16 protein-coding genes are annotated in these 18,559 nt (G+C 54.3%); 5 read left to right on the forward strand and 11 right to left on the reverse strand.

Annotated elements, in window-relative coordinates:
* The first annotated feature begins 15 nt into the window (after positions 1–15).
* Entirely contained in the window at positions 16–741 is a 726-nt protein-coding gene (locus tag A8O25_RS14155; protein ID WP_066835988.1) for a hypothetical protein, read from the forward strand.
* Positions 742–1,029: 288 nt separating this feature from the next.
* On the forward strand, positions 1,030–3,249 hold the full coding sequence (locus A8O25_RS14160; RefSeq protein ID WP_066835990.1) for a PAS domain S-box protein: 2,220 nt from the start codon (positions 1,030–1,032) through the stop codon (positions 3,247–3,249).
* Between the two features lie 394 nt (positions 3,250–3,643).
* Here A8O25_RS14160 and A8O25_RS14165 read toward each other — a convergent pair whose 3' ends face one another.
* Together A8O25_RS14165 and A8O25_RS14170 are read right to left on the reverse strand one after the other, a co-directional pair.
* Complete coding sequence (locus A8O25_RS14165; protein ID WP_066835992.1) at positions 3,644–4,618, reverse strand: cation diffusion facilitator family transporter; 975 nt, start codon at positions 4,616–4,618, stop codon at positions 3,644–3,646.
* Positions 4,602–5,087, reverse strand: a complete 486-nt coding sequence (locus A8O25_RS14170) for a transporter substrate-binding domain-containing protein (RefSeq protein WP_066835994.1) — start codon at positions 5,085–5,087, stop codon at positions 4,602–4,604. The genes A8O25_RS14165 and A8O25_RS14170 overlap by 17 nt, the downstream gene beginning before the upstream one ends.
* Positions 5,088–5,309: 222 nt before the next feature.
* Here A8O25_RS14170 and A8O25_RS14175 point away from each other — a divergent pair, with 222 nt between their 5' ends.
* Positions 5,310–5,600, forward strand: coding sequence for a hypothetical protein (locus A8O25_RS14175; protein WP_066835996.1), 291 nt, complete (start codon positions 5,310–5,312; stop codon positions 5,598–5,600).
* A gap of 134 nt (positions 5,601–5,734) precedes the next feature.
* Here the strand turns inward: A8O25_RS14175 and A8O25_RS14180 are convergent, their stop codons facing one another.
* Positions 5,735–6,535 (reverse strand): HAD family hydrolase, encoded by an 801-nt coding sequence (locus A8O25_RS14180; RefSeq protein WP_066835997.1) that lies wholly within the window; start codon positions 6,533–6,535, stop codon positions 5,735–5,737.
* Between the two features lie 52 nt (positions 6,536–6,587).
* Positions 6,588–7,538, reverse strand: a complete 951-nt coding sequence (corA, locus tag A8O25_RS14185; RefSeq protein ID WP_066835998.1) for a magnesium/cobalt transporter CorA — start codon at positions 7,536–7,538, stop codon at positions 6,588–6,590.
* A 417-nt stretch (positions 7,539–7,955) separates the two neighbouring features.
* On the opposite strand from corA, the gene A8O25_RS14190 reads away from it, so the two are divergent.
* Positions 7,956–8,558 carry a hypothetical protein gene (locus tag A8O25_RS14190; RefSeq protein ID WP_066835999.1) on the forward strand — a complete coding sequence of 201 codons (603 nt, stop codon included), beginning with the start codon at positions 7,956–7,958 and terminating at the stop codon, positions 8,556–8,558.
* A gap of 72 nt (positions 8,559–8,630) precedes the next feature.
* Here the strand turns inward: A8O25_RS14190 and A8O25_RS14195 are convergent, their stop codons facing one another.
* The 3 genes from A8O25_RS14195 to A8O25_RS14205 all read right to left on the reverse strand — a co-directional run bounded on the left by A8O25_RS14195 (position 8,631) and on the right by A8O25_RS14205 (position 10,680).
* Complete coding sequence (locus tag A8O25_RS14195) at positions 8,631–9,548, reverse strand: M48 family metalloprotease (RefSeq protein WP_066836001.1); 918 nt, start codon at positions 9,546–9,548, stop codon at positions 8,631–8,633.
* A 378-nt stretch (positions 9,549–9,926) separates the two neighbouring features.
* The gene (locus tag A8O25_RS14200) at positions 9,927–10,208 is read right to left on the reverse strand and encodes a hypothetical protein (protein ID WP_066836003.1); all 282 of its coding nucleotides are present in this window, start codon (positions 10,206–10,208) and stop codon (positions 9,927–9,929) included.
* A gap of 112 nt (positions 10,209–10,320) precedes the next feature.
* Positions 10,321–10,680 carry a CZB domain-containing protein gene (locus A8O25_RS14205; protein WP_066836005.1) on the reverse strand — a complete coding sequence of 120 codons (360 nt, stop codon included), beginning with the start codon at positions 10,678–10,680 and terminating at the stop codon, positions 10,321–10,323.
* Between the two features lie 334 nt (positions 10,681–11,014).
* Here A8O25_RS14205 and A8O25_RS14210 point away from each other — a divergent pair, with 334 nt between their 5' ends.
* Positions 11,015–11,194 carry a hypothetical protein gene (locus A8O25_RS14210; protein WP_066836006.1) on the forward strand — a complete coding sequence of 60 codons (180 nt, stop codon included), beginning with the start codon at positions 11,015–11,017 and terminating at the stop codon, positions 11,192–11,194.
* A 7-nt stretch (positions 11,195–11,201) separates the two neighbouring features.
* On the opposite strand, the gene A8O25_RS14215 is transcribed toward A8O25_RS14210, so the two are convergent.
* The 4 genes from A8O25_RS14215 to A8O25_RS14235 all read right to left on the reverse strand — a co-directional run bounded on the left by A8O25_RS14215 (position 11,202) and on the right by A8O25_RS14235 (position 18,471).
* On the reverse strand, positions 11,202–12,224 hold the full coding sequence (locus A8O25_RS14215) for an SDR family NAD(P)-dependent oxidoreductase (RefSeq protein ID WP_066836008.1): 1,023 nt from the start codon (positions 12,222–12,224) through the stop codon (positions 11,202–11,204).
* Between the two features lie 4 nt (positions 12,225–12,228).
* Positions 12,229–14,778 carry a DNA ligase D gene (ligD, locus tag A8O25_RS14220; protein ID WP_066836027.1) on the reverse strand — a complete coding sequence of 850 codons (2,550 nt, stop codon included), beginning with the start codon at positions 14,776–14,778 and terminating at the stop codon, positions 12,229–12,231.
* Between the two features lie 803 nt (positions 14,779–15,581).
* Positions 15,582–16,139 carry a hypothetical protein gene (locus A8O25_RS14230; RefSeq protein ID WP_066836012.1) on the reverse strand — a complete coding sequence of 186 codons (558 nt, stop codon included), beginning with the start codon at positions 16,137–16,139 and terminating at the stop codon, positions 15,582–15,584.
* A 79-nt stretch (positions 16,140–16,218) separates the two neighbouring features.
* Positions 16,219–18,471 carry a GH92 family glycosyl hydrolase gene (locus A8O25_RS14235; RefSeq protein WP_066836014.1) on the reverse strand — a complete coding sequence of 751 codons (2,253 nt, stop codon included), beginning with the start codon at positions 18,469–18,471 and terminating at the stop codon, positions 16,219–16,221.
* Between the last annotated feature and the right edge of the window lie 88 nt (positions 18,472–18,559).

The raw sequence follows: 18,559 nt of genomic DNA on the forward strand, positions 1-18,559 counted from the left end.
GCCCGTACCACACTTATGAACCGTTTCCTTCCCAGACATGCCGCCCAGGATCTGCTCCAGCACCTGTCCACCGCTGCCCACCAGCAGACGTATGACTTTGAAAAACACAGAGTCACGCTGCTAGACCAGGCCGGGAATGAGCTGGTGCATTTCAGGCTCCCCCTGGTGGTGCCACCGCCCGTCTCCTCCCCGGCGGGCCTTTCGCCTGAAAAAATAAACTACGTGGTGCTGCTGATTCAGGCAGGAAACTGTGCCATGGGTTACTTTGAAGACGGCGTTAACCTCCACCACAAGGTGTTCCGGTCTTACATGGTGCGCAAGAAGCAGGGCAAGAGCCAGATCAAGTACCTCAAGACCAAAGGCAAGTCCCGGGCCGGGTCCCGGGTACGGCTGGGGGAGACCGAGGAATTCTTCGCCAATATCAACGGCCGGTTACAGGAGTACTTTCAGGAGCACACGGTACACCGCATTGCCCTTAGCTGTTCAAAGACGCTGTGGCCTTACCTGTTTGAGGCAGAGGTTTCCACGCCGTTTGACAAGCGGGATGAACGCCTTTTCAAAATCCCGAAGCACGTGCACACGCCCATCTTTGAGGTGCTGCAAGACGTGAACCGCTTCCTGCTACGGGGCGAACTGATCTATGAGCCGCCCCAACAGCCCCTGGTAGAGGAACTGCTTGCCACCCTTCCCCACTGGAAAGACTACAACTCCGTAGCCGAGGAGGATCACAGCACGCCCTAGCGTTTTCCAGAGAGTTCTCCTATTTGGGAAAGTAGGTCCTACCCCAGAAGGCTACGCGCTGGGCTTTTGCCTAAAGGGTTATCTAAATTCACCTTTTACCTTCTTTAAGTCCTAAAAAACCCCAACTACAACCTGTCATTTCACAGATCTGCCTTAAAAAATAGTAATTTTAGCTAAAAGACTGTATTTTAGCGCTTCCCCTACTATTTTCTGACAGGTACCTGCTTTTCTGACCGGCTTGCTTTTTACAGCCTATGTGTCTGAGCGGCAGGCTATAGAAACGAAACCATGGATGATTTAACTGGTCAGGTACCAGCGGGGCGAAGAATACCAATTTCTTACCAGAATTTTCTGGCACTTACTTCTCATTTTCACTGCGTTTTTGATAATCAGGGCAGGTTTGTTTTTGCCAGCGCCGCCAGTTTTGGGCTGCTGGGCTACCAGCCGGAGGAGCTTACGGGTAAACCCCTTTCTGATTTTCTACACGCCAGAAACCAGGCAGACCAACAGCAGGAGACGCCCACTTTCTCCCGGTTGGGAGAGCCGGTAGAAACCCAGAACCACTACCTCAGAAAAGACGGCCACCTGGTGCAGCTGCACTGGAGCTCCCGGTATGTAGAGCAAGAGCAACGCACGTACGCCGTGGCCCGGCCATGCTCCCCACCAGACACGGCCGTCCTCTCCTTTCAGACAACTGAAGCCAGATACCGCGCGCTGCTAGACAATGGCTATGACATGGTGAACATTGTCACAGCCGAAGGGGAATATACTTTTGTCAGTGAATCTGTCACCAGAATCCTGGGCCACCGCCAGGAAGACCTGCTTGGCAAGAATGGGTTTGCGTACATTCACCCAGATGACCTGCCCCGGGTACTAGCCTTCTTCCAGAGCCAGCTCCACGGCGACCAGACCCCCTCAGCCCCTTTCCGGTTCAGGGCCGCAGACGGCTCCTGGCGCTGGCTGGAGACCACCGTGACCAACCAGCTGCAGAACCCGGCCATACAGGGCGTGGTGCTCAAGTCACGGGACATGACAGACCAGATCTTGGCTGAACAGTGCCGGCATGCGGAGAAACAGCGGTATGAGTCTCTGTTCAAATACCACCCAGATGCTGTTTTCTCCCTCAACCGCGAAGGCTATATACAGGAAGTGAACCACATGGGGTGCCAGTTGCTTCGGCAGCCAGAAGAAAAGATCCTGCAGAAGCATTTCACCAGGTTTCTGCACGCCCGGCAGCTGGAGCATTGCCTGAACCTCTTTAAGATAAGCATCACGGGCACCGCCCAATACCTAGACACCGTTTACCTGACCAAATCTGAAGTCCGGGTAGATGTGAGCCTTACCCTTATCCCCATTCACGTAGACGGGCAAATAGAAGGGGTCTACACCATTGTGCGGGATGTGTCTGAGATCAAAAAGAATGAACGTGAACTCCAGAAGCTCTCACAGGTAGCCAGCAAGGTGAAAAACGTCATTCTGGTCACAGACAAGCACGGCAAAATTGAATGGGCCAATGAAGCCTTCACCCATGAGTCTGGGTACACCCTGGAAGAAGTGCAGGGCAAATGGCCCGCAGAGGTTCTGAGCGGCCCAGAAACGGAGATGCAAGCCCACCGCCGCATAGCCGAAAAGGTGAATATCAAAAAAGAGATGGCCCGTGAGGAGCTGCTCCGCTACAACAAAGACGGCAGCCTCACCTGGATTCACCTGGAGCTGACGCCCATCTTAGACGAGCAAGGTGACCTGCAGCGGGTAGTCTCGGTCACCACTGACATCACTGAAATCAAAACGGCCCAACAGGAAAACCTGAGACTCACAGAAGACCTTTTGCGCCAGAACCGGGACCTGCACCAGTTTGGGTATATTGTGTCCCATAACCTACGCTCCCCGGTAGCCAACATTCTGGGGCTGGTTTACCTGCTGTCCCAAAGTGCGGCCAACCCCACCGCCTCAGAAAAGGTCATCAAGAACCTGCAGGGGGCCGCACAGCACCTAGACACCGTGATCAGAGACCTTAACCAGATTCTGACCGTACGCCAGGAGATTGTAGAACTGAAAGAGGAAATCAACCTTGCCACCGAGGTGGAGAATATCCTCAACAGCATTCACCAGCAGCTGGAGGCCTGCGGGGCAACAGCTACGGTAAACCTCACCGGCGGACAACATATCTTTGCCGTGCGCAGCTATGTTACCAGCATTCTGCAGAACCTGCTCACCAACGCCATCAGGTACCGCTCCCCAGACAGAAAACCTGAGATCCAGATTTATACTGAAACCGAAGGTGAATTCCTCTGCCTGTCTGTCAAAGACAACGGGCTGGGCATAGACCTGCCCAAAGAGAAAGACAATATTTTCAAGCTCTACAAACGGTTCCACTTCCATATTCAAGGCAAAGGCCTGGGGCTGCATCTGGTAAAAACGCAGGTAGAGGCCATGGGCGGAAAGATCACCGTAGAAAGTGTTTTGCGGGAAGGCACCACGTTCAAGGTCTGGTTCAAGCAGGCGTAAGACCATTCTTGTTTGCGGGTCTGATTTTTCTGAAAACAGCGAAAAACAGAATCTTTTGCCGGCGCCAGCGGAGCATCACTACCACCTTTGCTTACCAGAAAGTGCAGGCGGGAGGGCTATTGGTGCAAGAGAGACAGCAGAGCAGCAATACCCGGCAACGCAGGAGTGTGACCAGGTAAGCGGCTCAAAATTTGATTGAAAGCAGGCTTTTGGCGCAATTGGGTGCAAGGGTCTCCGTTTTTAGGCTGTTTTCAGAAAATCAGCCCGAAAACAGACCCTGATCTCCCCATAACAGCACAACCGGCCACGCATGCGCCAGATGGGAAAAACCTGAACAGCTTGCCGGTGAGGAGTGCTTGTAACGCCAGTTCTTTTGGCAACACCAAAGACCCTCTTACACAAGGTCTCCCCCGGCCCCCGGCTCATCTGGCAAGTCACGCACAGGCATGATCACGATCTCCTGAATGCGCCAGTGCAAGTTTTCCAGCTCTTCAGAGAGCTGCTCCAGGCGCGCCACCAGCCCTGTTTCTTCTGAGGGGACCACATAGGCTTCACCCAGGTAAATATGGCCTTCCTCCCGCATTCTAAAGCTGAACTTCTGTATCCAGGGCTGGTGCTTCAGGATTGCCTGCACCTGGTGCAGTAAAGGGTCTGTCTTTTGGTCATCTACGGTTTTGGGCTGTTCATCCATCAGGTCAAAAACCGCCTGTTTCAGGTTGGAGTAGCCGTCTTTCAGAATGTCAAAGGCAATCACCAGTGCTGCTACCGCGTCTGCCCACCACCAGCCCAGGCCAATTCCCAGAACACCCAGAATGGCCGCCGAAGCAGTCATCCAATCAGCTTTGTTCATCTCGGCGTCTGTGTAGAGGTTCTTCTCGTGCAGTTTTTTCGCCAGAGGCAGTTTCATGCGCCCCAGGATCATGGCCGGAAACGTACCGTACAGCATAGCCGCAATCATTAGATAACCCAACCAGACCTCCTGCCCAAAAATCACTTTAATGCCAATGGTGGGGTGTTCCTGCTTAATGAGTGTGGCCGTAGAATCAAAAATCAGAAAAGCCCCCACCGCAAACAGAGCCACCGCGCTGCACAGGTAGGCAATGCTCACCACCCGGTGATAACCGTAGGGGAAGTCTTTGTTAGGCTTTTTGTGAAACACCCGCGAGGCTATGAGAAAAGACAGGGAAGGCGTTAAACTCAGCATATCTTCAAACCAGGCGGTTTTCATGGCCTGCGAGTTGCCCATGGTAAGGTACACCACCGCGGCCGTTGACAGCAGGTAGGCCACCGTGATCCACTCCAGCTTTTTGGCTTTTTCAAAAACCGGCTTCAGTTCTGCGGGGTATTCAAAGTTATCTATGGGTCTCATGGCGCCACTGTGCTTCTATGGATTGTTTCTGCCCGTGCAGGAAAGACTCTAATGCCACTACAAACGCATTTTCACCTTTTATCACCCCCATGACATGCTTCTTCTGGCCTACTTCTGCGTAAGGGCGGGTAAAGGCTATTTTCTTCTTCCAGGGGGTGTCATCTGTGGTGCCGGCAATGACCAGGTGCAACTGCTGCTGCTCCAGTTTCTCAAACAGGTTCTGCTCTGTGTCGTTCACCCACTGCACCCGGGCATTTACAGACCGCGCAAAGCCCTGGACCAGCGCCGCCTCCACCCCGGTTGGCACTCCCATCTGGCCCATGACCCAGGGCTTGTTTTGTGAGTACCCTACTTTCAACGTGCCATTTGTCACCTGCCGGAGCGTCTTCTCCGGATCTTTGGGGAACTGCCCGCAGCTACTCAGATTAACCAGGCAGCAAAAGAGACCTACTAACTTCAATTGTTTCATGGGCAGAGAGAACAGGTTCTAGTGGGGGGGCGTTGCACAGCATCGCTCCGTTCAAAATACCCCTAGTACGCAGACCATTTATGCTGAGTTAATACAAATGGGAACGCAGCTATTGCTTGGCCATGCTCCCCGTCTTACCACCTCAGCAAAATGCAACTCTAAGCCCCTAATCCCGTTTGATCCTTCTATAGAAGTTTTACAGAAGTAATATTCTACCTACAAATGAAAAAACTGAAATTAGTAGCAGCGTTGGCGGTAGCCGCCATGTTGCAGATACCTACGGTTCACGCCTACAACGGTGTGGGACAAGACACTACCCGTACCACCAACAAAGCCCGGGCAAAGCAAGGGGTGAACGAAGTGGGGCACGGCACCAAAGAAGTGGGAAAAGGCACGAAGAACCTGGCCGTGAGTGGAGCCAAAGCCACTGCCAAAGGGGCCAAGAAAGCAGGTAAAGCTGTGAAAAAAACCACCAAAAAGGGAGTGGAGAAAGTAAAAGGCACAGATGAATAAGCCTTTCCTATACTGTCATAAAAAAAGCGCTACCCACATAGTAGCGCTTTTTTTATGACAGTATAGGAGACCAGGTTTCTGTTTTTGGGCTGTTTTTCAGAAAACAGCCCAAAAACAGGATTGCTGGGCGTATGTCAGGCGGTTACCACCTGCTGCAAAATAGCAAGCACGCCGTTCTCATCATTGCTTTGGGTCTGGAAACGGGCCACCTCTTTGATCTCTGGGTGGGCATTGGCCATGGCGAAGCTGTAGTGCACTTTTTGCAGTAGTTGGCGGTCATTCAGGAAATCGCCAAAGGCCATGGACTCTTTGCCGGTCACCCCAAACTGCTTCTGTATTATTTCCATGGCGTGGCCCTTGTTGGCCAGCCGGTGGCAGAGGTCCAGCCAGATTTTGCCGGAAACCGTGACTTGCAGGTACTCCCGCTCCTCCTGGAAATAGGTGTTGCTGTTTTCTTCAGCACCCGCCAGGTCACAGATGGCTATTTTCAGAAACTGGTCATCTGTGACCTGAAGCAGGTCTTCTACCACCTGCACCTCATCATAATACAACTCCACCTGTTCCAGAAAGGCCGGATGGCTGCTGTCTACGTACGCCGTTTTCTTGCCGCAGAGTACAATATGGGTGTCTGGTACAGATTTAGCCTTCTGCAGCAGAGCGGGCACTTGCTCCGGCTCCAGGGCCTGCACGAGAATCTCCTGGCCCTGGTACATCACATAACTTCCGTTTTCGGCCATGAAGATGATTTCATCTTTGATAGGCTGGAAAAGGTTTAGCAGGTTATGGTATTGCCTTCCGCTGGCGGCGGCAAACAGAATGCCTTTCTCTTTCAACGCACGGTAGACCGGGTAAAAAGTATCACTCAACTGGTGCTGAGAATTCAGCAGGGTGCCGTCCATGTCAGAGGCTATGAGTTTGATGTTGGAGAAATCCATGCAAGGTGGTTTTGGGAAAAAAGTGTGGAGGGCAGCACTGCGCGTTTTACGGCTACAGCCATTTCTTGCGCTTGAAATACCATAGAAAGCCCATGCTGGACAGCAACATGACCACTAGCGCAAACGGGTAACCAAACAGCCACTCCAGTTCAGGCATGAATTTGAAGTTCATGCCGTAGATGCTGGCAATGAGGGTGGGCGGCATGAACACCACCGTCACCACGGTAAAGATCTTGATGACCTGGTTCTGCTCAATGTTCACTAACCCCAGGAACGTATTCTGCAGGTATTCCAGCCGCTCAAAACTGAACTGCGTGTGCTGCAGCAGAGAGTTAATGTCTTTGATCACAATGCGCAGGCGCTCCTTCTCAGGCTCCTCTACACTGAACGACCGCAGCAGGGAAGACACCAGGCGCTGCTTGTCAACAATACTCTCCCTTATCTGGATGGTGTTTTCCTGCAGCTCTGTAATCCTGATCAGCACCTCTTCTTCAATTGACTTCTGCTTCACCAGCCGCTTACTGATCACGTTGGTATTGCGGGTGAGGAGCTCAATAAAGTCTGCGTCATTGTCAATCTGGGTTTCCAGGAGCAGCAGCCAGATCTGGATGGCTTTGATGGTAGTGCCCTTGAAGGTTTTCATCTTGCGCACCGTCTCACCAAAAGATTTCATCTCCGTACGGCGCAGGGTGAACAGGATCTCGTCTTTGAGAATGAATGAAACCTGCCGGGTCATGTACCCGCCGTCCTGGTGCATGACAAAGGCTGCGTTGGCCTCAAACACGCTGTCGTCTTCAAAGTAACGGGAGCTGCTCTCAATCTCGGCGGCCTCCTGCTGGGTGAAGAACTCTATCCCGAACTCCTCCTCTACCCGCCGCTGCTCATGGTCTGAGGGTGATTGCAGGTCTATCCAGATAATGCGGCCGTTCCCTTCTGCCTGAAAATTCTCAGGGTTCTTCTCCCAATGCAGTTCACCTTTCTCTAAATAGAAACTTCTGATCATGTGCCGTTGCGTTTGCCTGCTCTTCTCAGAGCGTGTTTAAAATTCTGCTTACGTGCTGCAAAAAGCTATTCGCCCTTTATCACCTGTGTAGCACCGCTACACACCACTATTACCACTCTGGCAGAACCCCACTCTTGCCGTTATAGCTTTTGAACCCCAAAATTAAACATGCCCTAACCCATTTTTAAGCTTTGTCAGCGTTTTAACGCCCTTCAGACAAAACTAAAACCTGCTACTACTTCTACTGCCGCCTGAACTGCAAACCTAGTGAATTTATTTTGTTAGCACCCTCTGCAGGGGCAATTCAGGAAATTGGACCCCGGCGGCGCCCTGGCTTTCAAACATACCAAATGCGCAGAATTTTTATACTAAATTCACGGCTCAGGCAGTTACACTACGAACCACCATTCGCACTACATGTTACGCATCATTTTAAGTTTATTTTTACTAGCCGCGGGGCTTTCCGGCTTTGCCCAGACAGCCATACCGGTTAAAGGCACTTACCTGGCGGGGCATTATTATGACAGAAGCGGCCAGCGGGTAGACGGGCTCTTAAGCCATGCCTTTACCCAACCGGTAAAGGGAGCCCCCGCCAACTATCTTTACTTTAAACCCACGCCAGAGGCGAAAGAGCAAAAACTGACCGTACAAGAGGTGCAGGCCTTTGTAATAGGCCAGGACAGCTTTACCGTGAAGAGGGATTTCAGCATAAACAACCATGACCAGCTCCCAGAAGACTTTATGCGGGTGGTAAAATCTGGCCCCTTAAGTTACTATCTGCACTACGCTACCGCAAACACGCCCAGAAGGCGAAACGTACTGACGCATTTTGTAGAAAAAGAGGGAGAGCTTTACAGAATGGCCATTCCCAAGAATTTCAATGAGCAGATAATGGCCTTGGTCTCTGACAACAAAGTAATTCTCAAGAAGGTAAAGTCAAAGGAGTACCAGTTTAAAGACCTGCAACTACTCATTGACGAGTACAACCTGAGCAAATCCCCCTCACCTGCCAAACTTTAACATGACGCTTGGCTACAAAGCAGAACGCCAGCCCTCCGGGGCTGCGTTCTGCTTTCATATGATGGCAAAAGGCTAGGTGGTGGTTAACACGCCTACCCGCTCCCCGTCCTCATTCAGGAGAAGGCCGTTGGTGTTCACAAACAAGTCTGAGAAGTAGCGGCTTTCCAGCACATAAGGATAGTTGCGGTTATTGGTTTTCTGCAGCTTGCCAATCACCTCAATGCCGTCTTCGGTCTCCCGCACCAGGTTGAATTGCGTGGTTACGTAAATACGCTCCTGCGGCGCACTGACCAATTTCACCTGACGCAAAATGTACTGCGCCGGCATTCTGGAAACAGAGCGTCTGGCCGTGGTGGTCACCGGTGTCTCCCGCATGGCTGAGGTAGATGCCGCCGCTACGGTTCGGCTTGGTGTTCCGGCTTTGGCGCTGGCTACTATTTGGTCCTGGGCATTGCCCCAACCCTTGCTGATAGCGGCTAATCTATTCTTTTTGCCTGGGTGGGTGTAGGAGTCACGCTCCTCTGCCAACAGTCTGATGGCGGCCTGGGCCTCGCTGAGGCTGGCCCCCATCTTGCGCAACACAAACCCCGAGAACTCGTCTGCCTCCAGTTCATCTTGCAGGTTGCTGCCGCCTTTAGAAAGGGTGTGGCCGTTGAGGTGGTGGCCAATTTCGTGGGCCAGAATGCTAATGCCTGCCCAGTCTGTGCGCAGTGCGTTGTTCACCTGGCTCAGGAACTGCTCATTGTATAAGATATAGCGCTTGCCGTTCAGAATAACCGCGGCGGCGTTGGGCACGTTGGCCGCCCGTACCTCAAAGCGGGCTTTTAGCCCCACCACGTCAATGATCTCTGAGATCACGTCTCGGCCAGAGGCCGCTGGGGCAACGTACGCTCTTTCTGCCACAGTGCCGGCGGCAGCCTGCCCCGGCAGCACCACCGAAGAACCGACCATCACAAAACCAGTGAGGATTGATAAAAGAACTTTTTTCATATGCTTTCCCATGTATATAGTAAAAACAGAAGATACCGCCAATTGATTCAACGTGTCAACTGCTCTTTCATTGCTTTCTATTCTATAGCAAGTTCTCTGCCAGTTTTTTATAACCGTACCGGCAACCTGCCCGGCCGAAGGAATGAGTGAAACTATTTTTTTAGTTCCCCTCTGCTACCAAAAAAACCCTGTGGCTGATTACCACAGGGCCTTCTGGATGGGCAGGTTTGAAATAGATTCTTTGTGCTGCCAATGTTCTTGCAAGGTACCTGATGCTATGCCTTTATAGCCTTTGGGGCGCTACTGCCAGGCTCAAAAAATGCTTCATGGGAATACCTCAGCCTGCTAAGCTAACACATCTAACCTTGAGCCATGCTCTTAGTAGTTGTTCTCCTGGTTGGCGTCACCGTCATTGAGGTCGCGCTCATCTATGCTGTTCTGCGAGGCGGTTTTCTCTGTGCCGGTAAAATTCACGTCCTGTTTGGTGGAATCATAGCCGGTCATGGATTTTTTGTACGAGTCATTGTCACTCATACTGTCTTTATCCTGCTCAGACTGCATGCCCTGGTTGGTGTTGTTCACTGAGAAGTTTCCCCCATTGGCGTTTGGGGTCTGGTTTTCGTCTTCAGAATGGCTGGTGTTGTTTATTTTGTCTGGCATAACCTTCGTTGCTTTAAGTACTACATCTGCCCTCACTGGCGGGGGCTACTTCTTGTACTGCTCCCAAAGCAAAAAGTTATTCCATCTGTTGGCTCACCCCGCTGAGAAATGCCTATGAGGTCACCTTCCGTTCAATGTCACTCAACAGCTGCAGGAGTTTCTGCGCCGTGTCATCAATAAGGTCCAGACCACCCAGCGCCTGCTCCTGCTCACCGGCCTGGTACTGCTGCCACAGCCGGCGGGCAATGGTGTGCATGTCCTGGTGTACTTTTTCCAGCTCTTTCACTTCGGGCAGGTGCCCTAACCGCGGCAGGGCAACCGTATAGATCCATTGCCCCAGGGAGCACTTGGTGGTGGAGATAACCGGCTCAATGTCAATGTTGGCCCCATACAGCATGGCTCTGATTTTTGATTTAAAGAGCACATGTTTGATGCGCGCCTGCTCAAAGTCAAATTTACCTATGCTTTCCAAAATATGGTTCTTTTCTAATGGTCTGATGGGGGCACAAAGTTAACAGGTTCCCATACATCTAACTCATAAAGCCATAAATAGAAACAAAAGTTTAACAAGAAGGAATTTAATTTTGACAAGGAACTGAGAACCACCCCATATTGAAAACCGCCTCTGGCTATTCCCTGGCGGGCATGATCTTGTTTTGGAGCTGTTTTTGAGAAAACAGCCTGAAAACGCAACGTCAGCAGGTAGTCTGGCAGCGCCAGGTGACCGGTAGCCGCAGTGCCCCCAACCACCCCGGCCTAGTTGCCATCTTCCAGCTGTTACGGCTGCCCCTTGTTCTATACCTTCTTTGGCAAAACTGGGCACCCTCTGTTTTTACGCGCATGAAAACCCGCACATAGACTACAACCTGATGCTGCCCCACCCAACTAAAATTCCTGTTTCCGGGCTTGATTTTTGGGAAAACAGCCCGGAAAAGGAATTACTGCAAATGCCTTTCGGCCTGAATGGAGAGCGCGCTGAACGGTAAAGTACGGTTACAGCTCATTGTTCTCCCTAGCCGCCTTCTGGTTTGGCGCGTTCAAGGGTGACTGGGTGAGTTTGGTTTCGCTTTCATAGCCGCGCACGGTTTCTTTGCCCACCCCGCCCGGACCGGGGAGAAAGGCGTTTACAAACCCCATCAAGTCAGTTACCACCCCCGGGAAAAGCCCGTGTACCAGGCTGGCCAGCTTGGCGTTCAACCCCAGGGTGACCTCTGCTTTGCCGTAGCGGCAGGCATCCATGATCTGGCGGGCGGCGTTGTCTGCGGCCAGGGAAATCATAGGGTTGGCGTCTAGCAGCGCAAAAGCGGTGTACTCCTTTTCGTTCTGCCCTTTCAGAAAGGCGTTGCGGGCGCTGCCCGTGCGCATGAGCCCGGGGTTTACCGTGGTTACGTAGATGCCGTCTTTCAGCAACTCAGACCGGAATCCCTCAGACATGCCCACCAGCGCAAACTTGCTGCCGCTGTAGGGCACCAGGTGGGGCACGCTGATCTTTCCGCCAATAGAGGCGATGTTCACAATACGGCCTTCCCCGCGGGCTTTCATTTCTGGGATCACCTCCAGCATGGTGTAGAGCGAGGCCCAGTAGTGTACCTTCATGGCCTGCTCAAAATCCTCTACCGTCATCTCCTCCAGCGGACCGGCGGCAATAATGCCGGCATTGTTGACCAGCACCTCCACGGGCCCCAGCCGGTCTTTGATCTCAGCAATCATGCGCTTCACCTGCGCCTGGTCACTCACATCACAGTTGAAAGACAAGACCGTGGCCCCGCCGTTTCTCAGCTCCTCACAGGCTGCCTCCAGCTGGTGCTCTGTGCGGGAGCAGATGGCAATATTGGCACCCTGTTCGGCAAACATTCTGGCCAGCACCAGCCCTAACCCGCGGCTGCCCCCGGTGATGAGCACCGTGCGGTCTTTAAACGCGAATTCCCTTTTTTTGCGGGAGAAGGAGCGCAGGGCTAACACGGCCCCCAGGCCAGCGCCGGCCAAAAGCAGGTTTTTCTTGGTTCTATTTTCCATGGTTCTATTTTTTCAGTTTCTTCAGGTATGCCGCCACGTCAATTCCTTTGCCCAGCACGGGTTTGAAAAGATCGCCCAGCTGTTGCACGCGCTGCGGCACGTTCTTTATAGTAAACTGTGATGGGTGCAATCCAGTTGTCACTTCCTCCCACTTTAATGGGGTGGAGACGGTGGCCCCTGGCCTTGGCCGAACGCAATACGGTGCGGCAATGGTCTGGGCAATGGCGTTCTGCAGGTAGTCCAGGTACACCTGGTTTCTTCTTTCCTTGGGGCTGCGCTCCAGACTGGTGAGGGTGGGGAGCTTTGCCTGCACCTGCTGCGCCAGCAACAGGGCCAGTTCTTTTACCTGCTCAAACGGCCACTTCGCCCCCAGCGGCACGTACAGGTGCATGCCTGTGGCACCAGAGGTTTTGGCATATACCGGCATCTCCAGCGCATCCAGCACCTGCTTGGCCGCCAACGCAACCTCTACCACCTGGTCATAAGTGTTCTCACCGGGGTCCAGGTCCAGCACCAGGTAGTCTGGCTTGTCTAAGTGCGGCAGGCGGGAGTTCCAGGGGTTGAGCTGAATGCAGCCCAGGTTGTTGAGGTAGGCCAGCGTTGCCTGATCCTGGCAGACCAGGTAGTCTACGTCTTTGCCCGTAGACTCGGCTTTGATAGAAGCCACCTGCACCCACGCTGGTGCATGGTCTCCCGCGTCTTTCTGGAAGAAGCCGGGTCTGGTAATACCGTTGGGGAAGCGCAGCAGCGACTCAGGCCGGTCTTTCAGATATGGCAGAATTACCTCAGCCATGGTCTGGTAGTACTGCACCAGCTCCAGCTTGGTGATGCCTTCCTCTGGCCAATAGAGCTTGTCTGGGTGTGTAACCGGTACCTGCTGCCCGTTTAGCTCCAGCACCGTGGTGTCTTTTTCCTTCTTCTGCTTTGGGGCTGTTTTGGCTTTTCCAGCCCCTGAACGGGAAGGCGCCTCCCGCTGCTGATCCTCTTGCGGAGGGACCGCCTGTTCATGCACCACCTCTTGGGCCTTTTTGTCAACCCGCAGCCCTTTGAAGATGGCCTGGCGCATCTGCCCGTCAGTGGTCCACTCTGCAAATGACAGTTCACAGACCAGTTCTGGTTTTACCCACGTCACGTTCCGGTTCAGCGCCACCTTCTGGTTGAACGGAGATTTTTCCTGTACCAGCGGCTCCAGCTTCTCTATCAGTTCCTGCAGGCTTTTCTTGTTGAAACCGCTTCCGGCCTGGCCCACGTACTTGAGTTCTTTGCCCTCATACACGCCCAGCACCAGCGCCCCCAGGTGCTGGCGGCTGCCCTGCGGCTCTGTGAACCCGGCAATCACGGCCTCCTGCCGCAGGTGCGTCTTGATCTTAAGCCACTCCTGCGACCGCTTGCCGTCATAGTATCTGCTCTGGGCGGCTTTGGCCATAATGCCTTCCCACTGGTTTTTCTGCGCCTCTTTGAAGAATTTGGTGCCATTGCCTACGCGGTGGTCACTGTAGCGCAGCGGGTCTTTGGCTTTGGAGAGCACCTGGGCCAGCTTTTCCTTCCGCTCCAGCAGGGGCAGCGCCCGCAGGTCTTCGCCGTTGAGGTACAGCAGGTCAAAGATGTAGTAGTACAGATGTTCTGAGGGTGTGTTCTGGTAATTCTGCAGCGCCTGGAAATCAGCCCTGTTTTTCTTGTCCAGCACCACCAGCTCGCCGTCAAACACGGCCTGGTGCGGCAGCTGCGCCAGCGCCTCTGCCACCGGTCTGTATTTCGCATTGAACGACTTGCCGTTGCGGGAGTAAAGCTGCACCTGTCCGTTTTCTACTTCGGCCACGGCGCGGTAACCGTCCCACTTCACCTCAAAGAGCCAGTCTGGGTCATCAAAGGGGCCGTTGGTGAGTTTGGCGGTCATGGGGGAAATGTGCTTCGGCAGGGCTGCTGGCTTTCCTTTTACTCCTTTTTTTTCGGCGGCCGCCGAAGCGCTTTTTTTGGCAGTGGGTTGGGCGGGGGCTTTCTGTGGGGCGGCGGTGTCTGTGAAGTCTTCCGCGTCATACGGCTCATGCACGGCGTGGGCATCGTCTTTCTTGAGCAGGAGCCACGCGTCTTTCTGGCGGCCTTTCATTTTCACCAGCGTAAACTCGCCCTGCAGCTTTTTGCCTTCCAGCACAAAGTGCAGGCCCCCGGCCTTGAGCTCTTGCAGCATCTGCTGCTCGCCCTTGGCGCGGTTGGCGGTGCCCACGGCGTGGAACGTGCCCTGGTCCCAGATCTCTACGTGCCCGGCCCCATAGTTTCCCTCAGGAATGTCACCCTCAAAGGTGCGGTAGCTGTAGGGGTGGTCTTCTACCTCAACCGCCAGCCGTTTGTCTGCCGGGTTCAATGACGGCCCTTTGGGTACCGCCCAGCTTTTAAGCACGCCCTCCAGTTCCAGCCTGAAATCATAGTGCAGCCGGGAGGCCTGGTGCCGGTGCACCACAAAACGCAATGCGCCCTTTCGCCTGGCTTCTTTGCCCTCAGGCTCCGGGGTCTGGTCAAAGTGGCGTTTCTGGTTATATTCTTCTAATGGATTCATAGCAGTGTTTGTTAGCAGAGGTAGGGGGCAGGCATGCCCGGCCTCTCCCTCACCATTTTTCAGCCTTTTACGGAAGAACGGGCCCAGATGCTGTACGCTGTTTTTGGCGTGTTTTGAGAAAAACGGCTCCAAAACAGGAATGATCACCCGTACAGGCGGCACAGCAGAGGCGGCAGGCATAGGAAACAGGCATTTGAAAAGGAGGACTTGCTGTCAGCATAGCGCACAGGTACCTGCCTTGAAGGCACAGACGTACCTCCCGCGCCATAGAGAACATTTTATACCACAGCCATATAGCAGAGGCTACTCTTTGCGTTTTGGGGCTGTTTCCAGGAAAACAGCCCACGCAACCCACCTCACCTGCGGGAGCGGGCGAAGGGAAAGCCGAAGGCGCCTGGGAGCTTAGCGGGGGCCCGGGCAGACGGAGGAAGTCAGCAATGGCCGCCGCAGCGATGGAACCGCGGGGGCAGCGAGTCAGGGGCGGCTTGATTCTTTTAGTTACGTTGAGCAGCAAAGATCAACCTGACAAACGTGGGCAGAAGGAAAGTGCAGCTTGTGGTTTGGCAGGAACGGGAGGGGGAGCATCTGCTCTTCGTAATCTGGGGCGATGGAAATTCCCACCATCTGCAGGAGAGAAATGACCAAAGCGTAGCCCCTCCCCAGAGCCTCTCCCAAGAGGGGGGGGTGATCAGAAAATCTAACAACTGCAGTTTCTGTTTTCGGGCTGTTTTTAAGAAAACAGCCCGAAAACAGAAGCGCCTGACTCCAGGTGAGTCAGGCGCTTCTTTTACTTGCAAGTTACTTTATTGGCTGTTTCTGGAACCTCGGCCTGCCACATTGGGGTCACCGTTGTCATCACGGCCGCCTTTGGCGCCGGGGGAGTAGTTCTGATCATCAGGGTCACCGCCGTGGCCGGCATGCCCGCTGCTTCTGCCGCCGCCGGTGCCGTCATTGCCGTTGTGGTTGCCTTTGAAACCGCTGTGGCTGTCTCCCAGGCCGCCGGCGTGGGTGCCATACCCGGTGTCTTTGTCACTTTCTGCGTCATGCTTTGACTGGCCCTGGTGCTCATTGGGGGTCTTGCCCAGCATCTGGGTGCGTTCCCCGTAGCCTCCGCCCTGGCGGCCTAAGATGTCACCGCCCCCGTTCCTGTCATCATGCGCCTGGCCATCATCCAGACGGCCGCCGGCATCATTGACGTCACGGTTGCCGTCTTTGTCATAGTTGGCGGTGTTGCCGCCGTCTGCCTTGGTGCCGTAGTTATGTTCTGCGAAGGTGCCGTCTCCACGGTTTCCGTCCTGGCTATTGTTGCTGCCACTGCCGCTCATCTGCGGCGTGTCTTGGTTTTTATTTTCCTCTGCCATGGTATCTCAGGTTATAGAATGAAACATCAATTCTTGTGTTACCTGTTTACGGGAGAGAGACGGCAGAGTTAATAGCCTTCTACTTCTTAGGTGACATAGACGGCGGATAGGCTGCCGGCGAGGCTCCCCAGGTTTTATTGGGCGAAGGCCCCATGACAAATTTCAGCTGCCCGCCCTGCATCACTTCCTGGTGGGTGATGTACGTGCGCCGGAGCGGCTGCCGGTTCAGAAAAACCTGCTGCACATACTTATGCTCAAGGCTGTTGTTTTCAGTGGTGATCTGGAAGGTTTTGCCCTGGCCCACCTGAATGCGCGCCTCTTTCACCAGCGGGCTCCCCAGCACGTACTTCCCGTCGGCTGGGTTCACGGGATAAAAGCCCAAGGCGCTGAACACGTACCACGCACTCATCTGACCGCAGTCTTCATTGCCAGACAGGCCGTCTGGGTGGTTGAAGTACATTTTCTGCAGGATCTCCCGCACCTTTTCCTGTGTTTTCCAGGGTTTACCGGCGTAGTTGTACAGGTAAGCAATGTGGTGGCTGGGCTCGTTGCCGTGGGCGTATTGGCCTATCAACCCCGAGATGTCTGGTGACACGTTTGCACCGGTCATTTTAGAGGAAACCTTGAAGGTGGAATCCAGGTGCTGCACAAACCTGGCCTCAGACCCAAACAAGTTAACCAGCCCCTGCACATCATGCGGTACAAACCAGCTGTGTTGCCACGCGGTGCCCTCAATGTACATGCCCTCCTCGCCGTGTTCAGAATAGAAGGGGTCAAACGGCGTTTTCCAGGAGCCGTCTGCGTTTTTGCCGCGCATAAACAGGGTCTGGGGGTCAAACAAGTTCTGGTAGGCGGCTGCGCGTTGGGAGAAGGCCTGGTAATCTTTTGCCTTTCCCAGCTTTTGGGCCACCTGCGCAATGCACCAGTCATCATAGGCGTACTCCAGCGTCTTGGTCACAGACTGGCCTCCTTTGTCAGCGGGGATAAAGCCGTAGGTGCGGTAGACATCTGTGCTTCTGATGTTCTGGGCAGCGCTGGCCAGCATGGCCTGGTAGAGGGTTTCCTGGTTTTCCTGGGGTACATGGCCTTTGAGCAGGGCATCTGCCAGAACGGGTACGGCGTGGTAGCCGGTCATGGTGTTGGTTTCATTGGCAGCCAGCTCCCAGACCGGCAACAGCCCCATTTCCTGAAAGCCCGCCAGCAGTGAACGCACCATGTCTGGCACCCGCTGGGGCTGGGTGATGGTGTACAGCGGGTGCGCCGCCCTGAACGTGTCCCAGAGGGAGAAGACGGTGTAGCGGTTAAAGTTGGCGGTTCTAACCTGGTCTTTCCCGCCTTTGTACTGCCCCTTCAGGTCTGAGAACAGAGTAGGTGCCAGGTTGGTGTGGTAGAGCGCCGAATAAAAGATAGTGTCCTGCCCCGGCTGCAGAAACGTGGCGGTGATTTTCTGCAGTTCCCGCTCCCATTTTGTGTTGGCGGCCTGCGCCACAGCATTGAAATCCCAGGAAGGCAGCTCCTGCTGCAGGTTCTGTAAGGCCCCGGCTTCACTGGCGCTGGAGAGGGCCACCTTGAGCAGCAACGGTTTTTCGCCCGGGGCGAACCAGAAGGCCGCCCGCGTTCTGGTGCCACTCACCTCTTTCCCGGCAACGGCCGAGCCCTCCTGGTACAGCACTGCTTTCTGGACAGGCTGGGAGAAGGCGGCCGCAAAGTACACCCACTGCTGGTTGGCCCACCCTGTAGACTTGCGCAGGCCGGTGATCAGGGTGTCATTGACCTGGGTGATGCGGGTCTGGCTGGGGCGGTCCCAGTTGATACTGAAACCCAGATCCAGTGAGACCGCTTTGACAGAGTCTCTGGGAAAGGTGTACTGGTGCAACCCGGCCCGTTCTGTGGCGGTCAGGGCTACTTCTATCTGGTTGTCCAGCTTGACCCGGTACAGTCCTGCGGTGGCTGTCTCCTGCTGGTGGCTGAACTTCTGGCGCTCCTTTCGGCCCACGGCCGAGGCATAATACGGCATCACTGAGATATCACAGTAGTCGCCAATGCCCGTCCCGCTCAGGTGCGTGTGGCTGAAGCCTGCAATGAGGCTGTCTGAGTAATGGTAGCCGGAGCACCAGTCCCAGCCCTGGGTGCCGTTGTCTGGGCTCAACTGCACCATGCCAAACGGCACGGTTGCCCCCGGATACGTATGGCCGTGCCCGCCGGTGCCAATGAACGGGTTCACCAAAGCGGTTACCCCGCCCTTGCCCGCAGTGGCGCCTGGTTGTTTCACGGCGCAGCCGGCCAGGTAAATCAGGAGCAGAAGAATGGGGAGGGCGTATAATCTCTTCATAGGTGGAGCAGAATGCGTGGCAACAAGATAGTAAAAATCAGGAGCCGTTTGCGCTGTCGTGTCGCTAGTTTTGGCCCAAAAAACCAGG

The sequence above is a fragment of the Rufibacter ruber genome, from assembly GCF_001647275.1.
GTDB lineage: Bacteria > Bacteroidota > Bacteroidia > Cytophagales > Hymenobacteraceae > Nibribacter > Nibribacter ruber_C.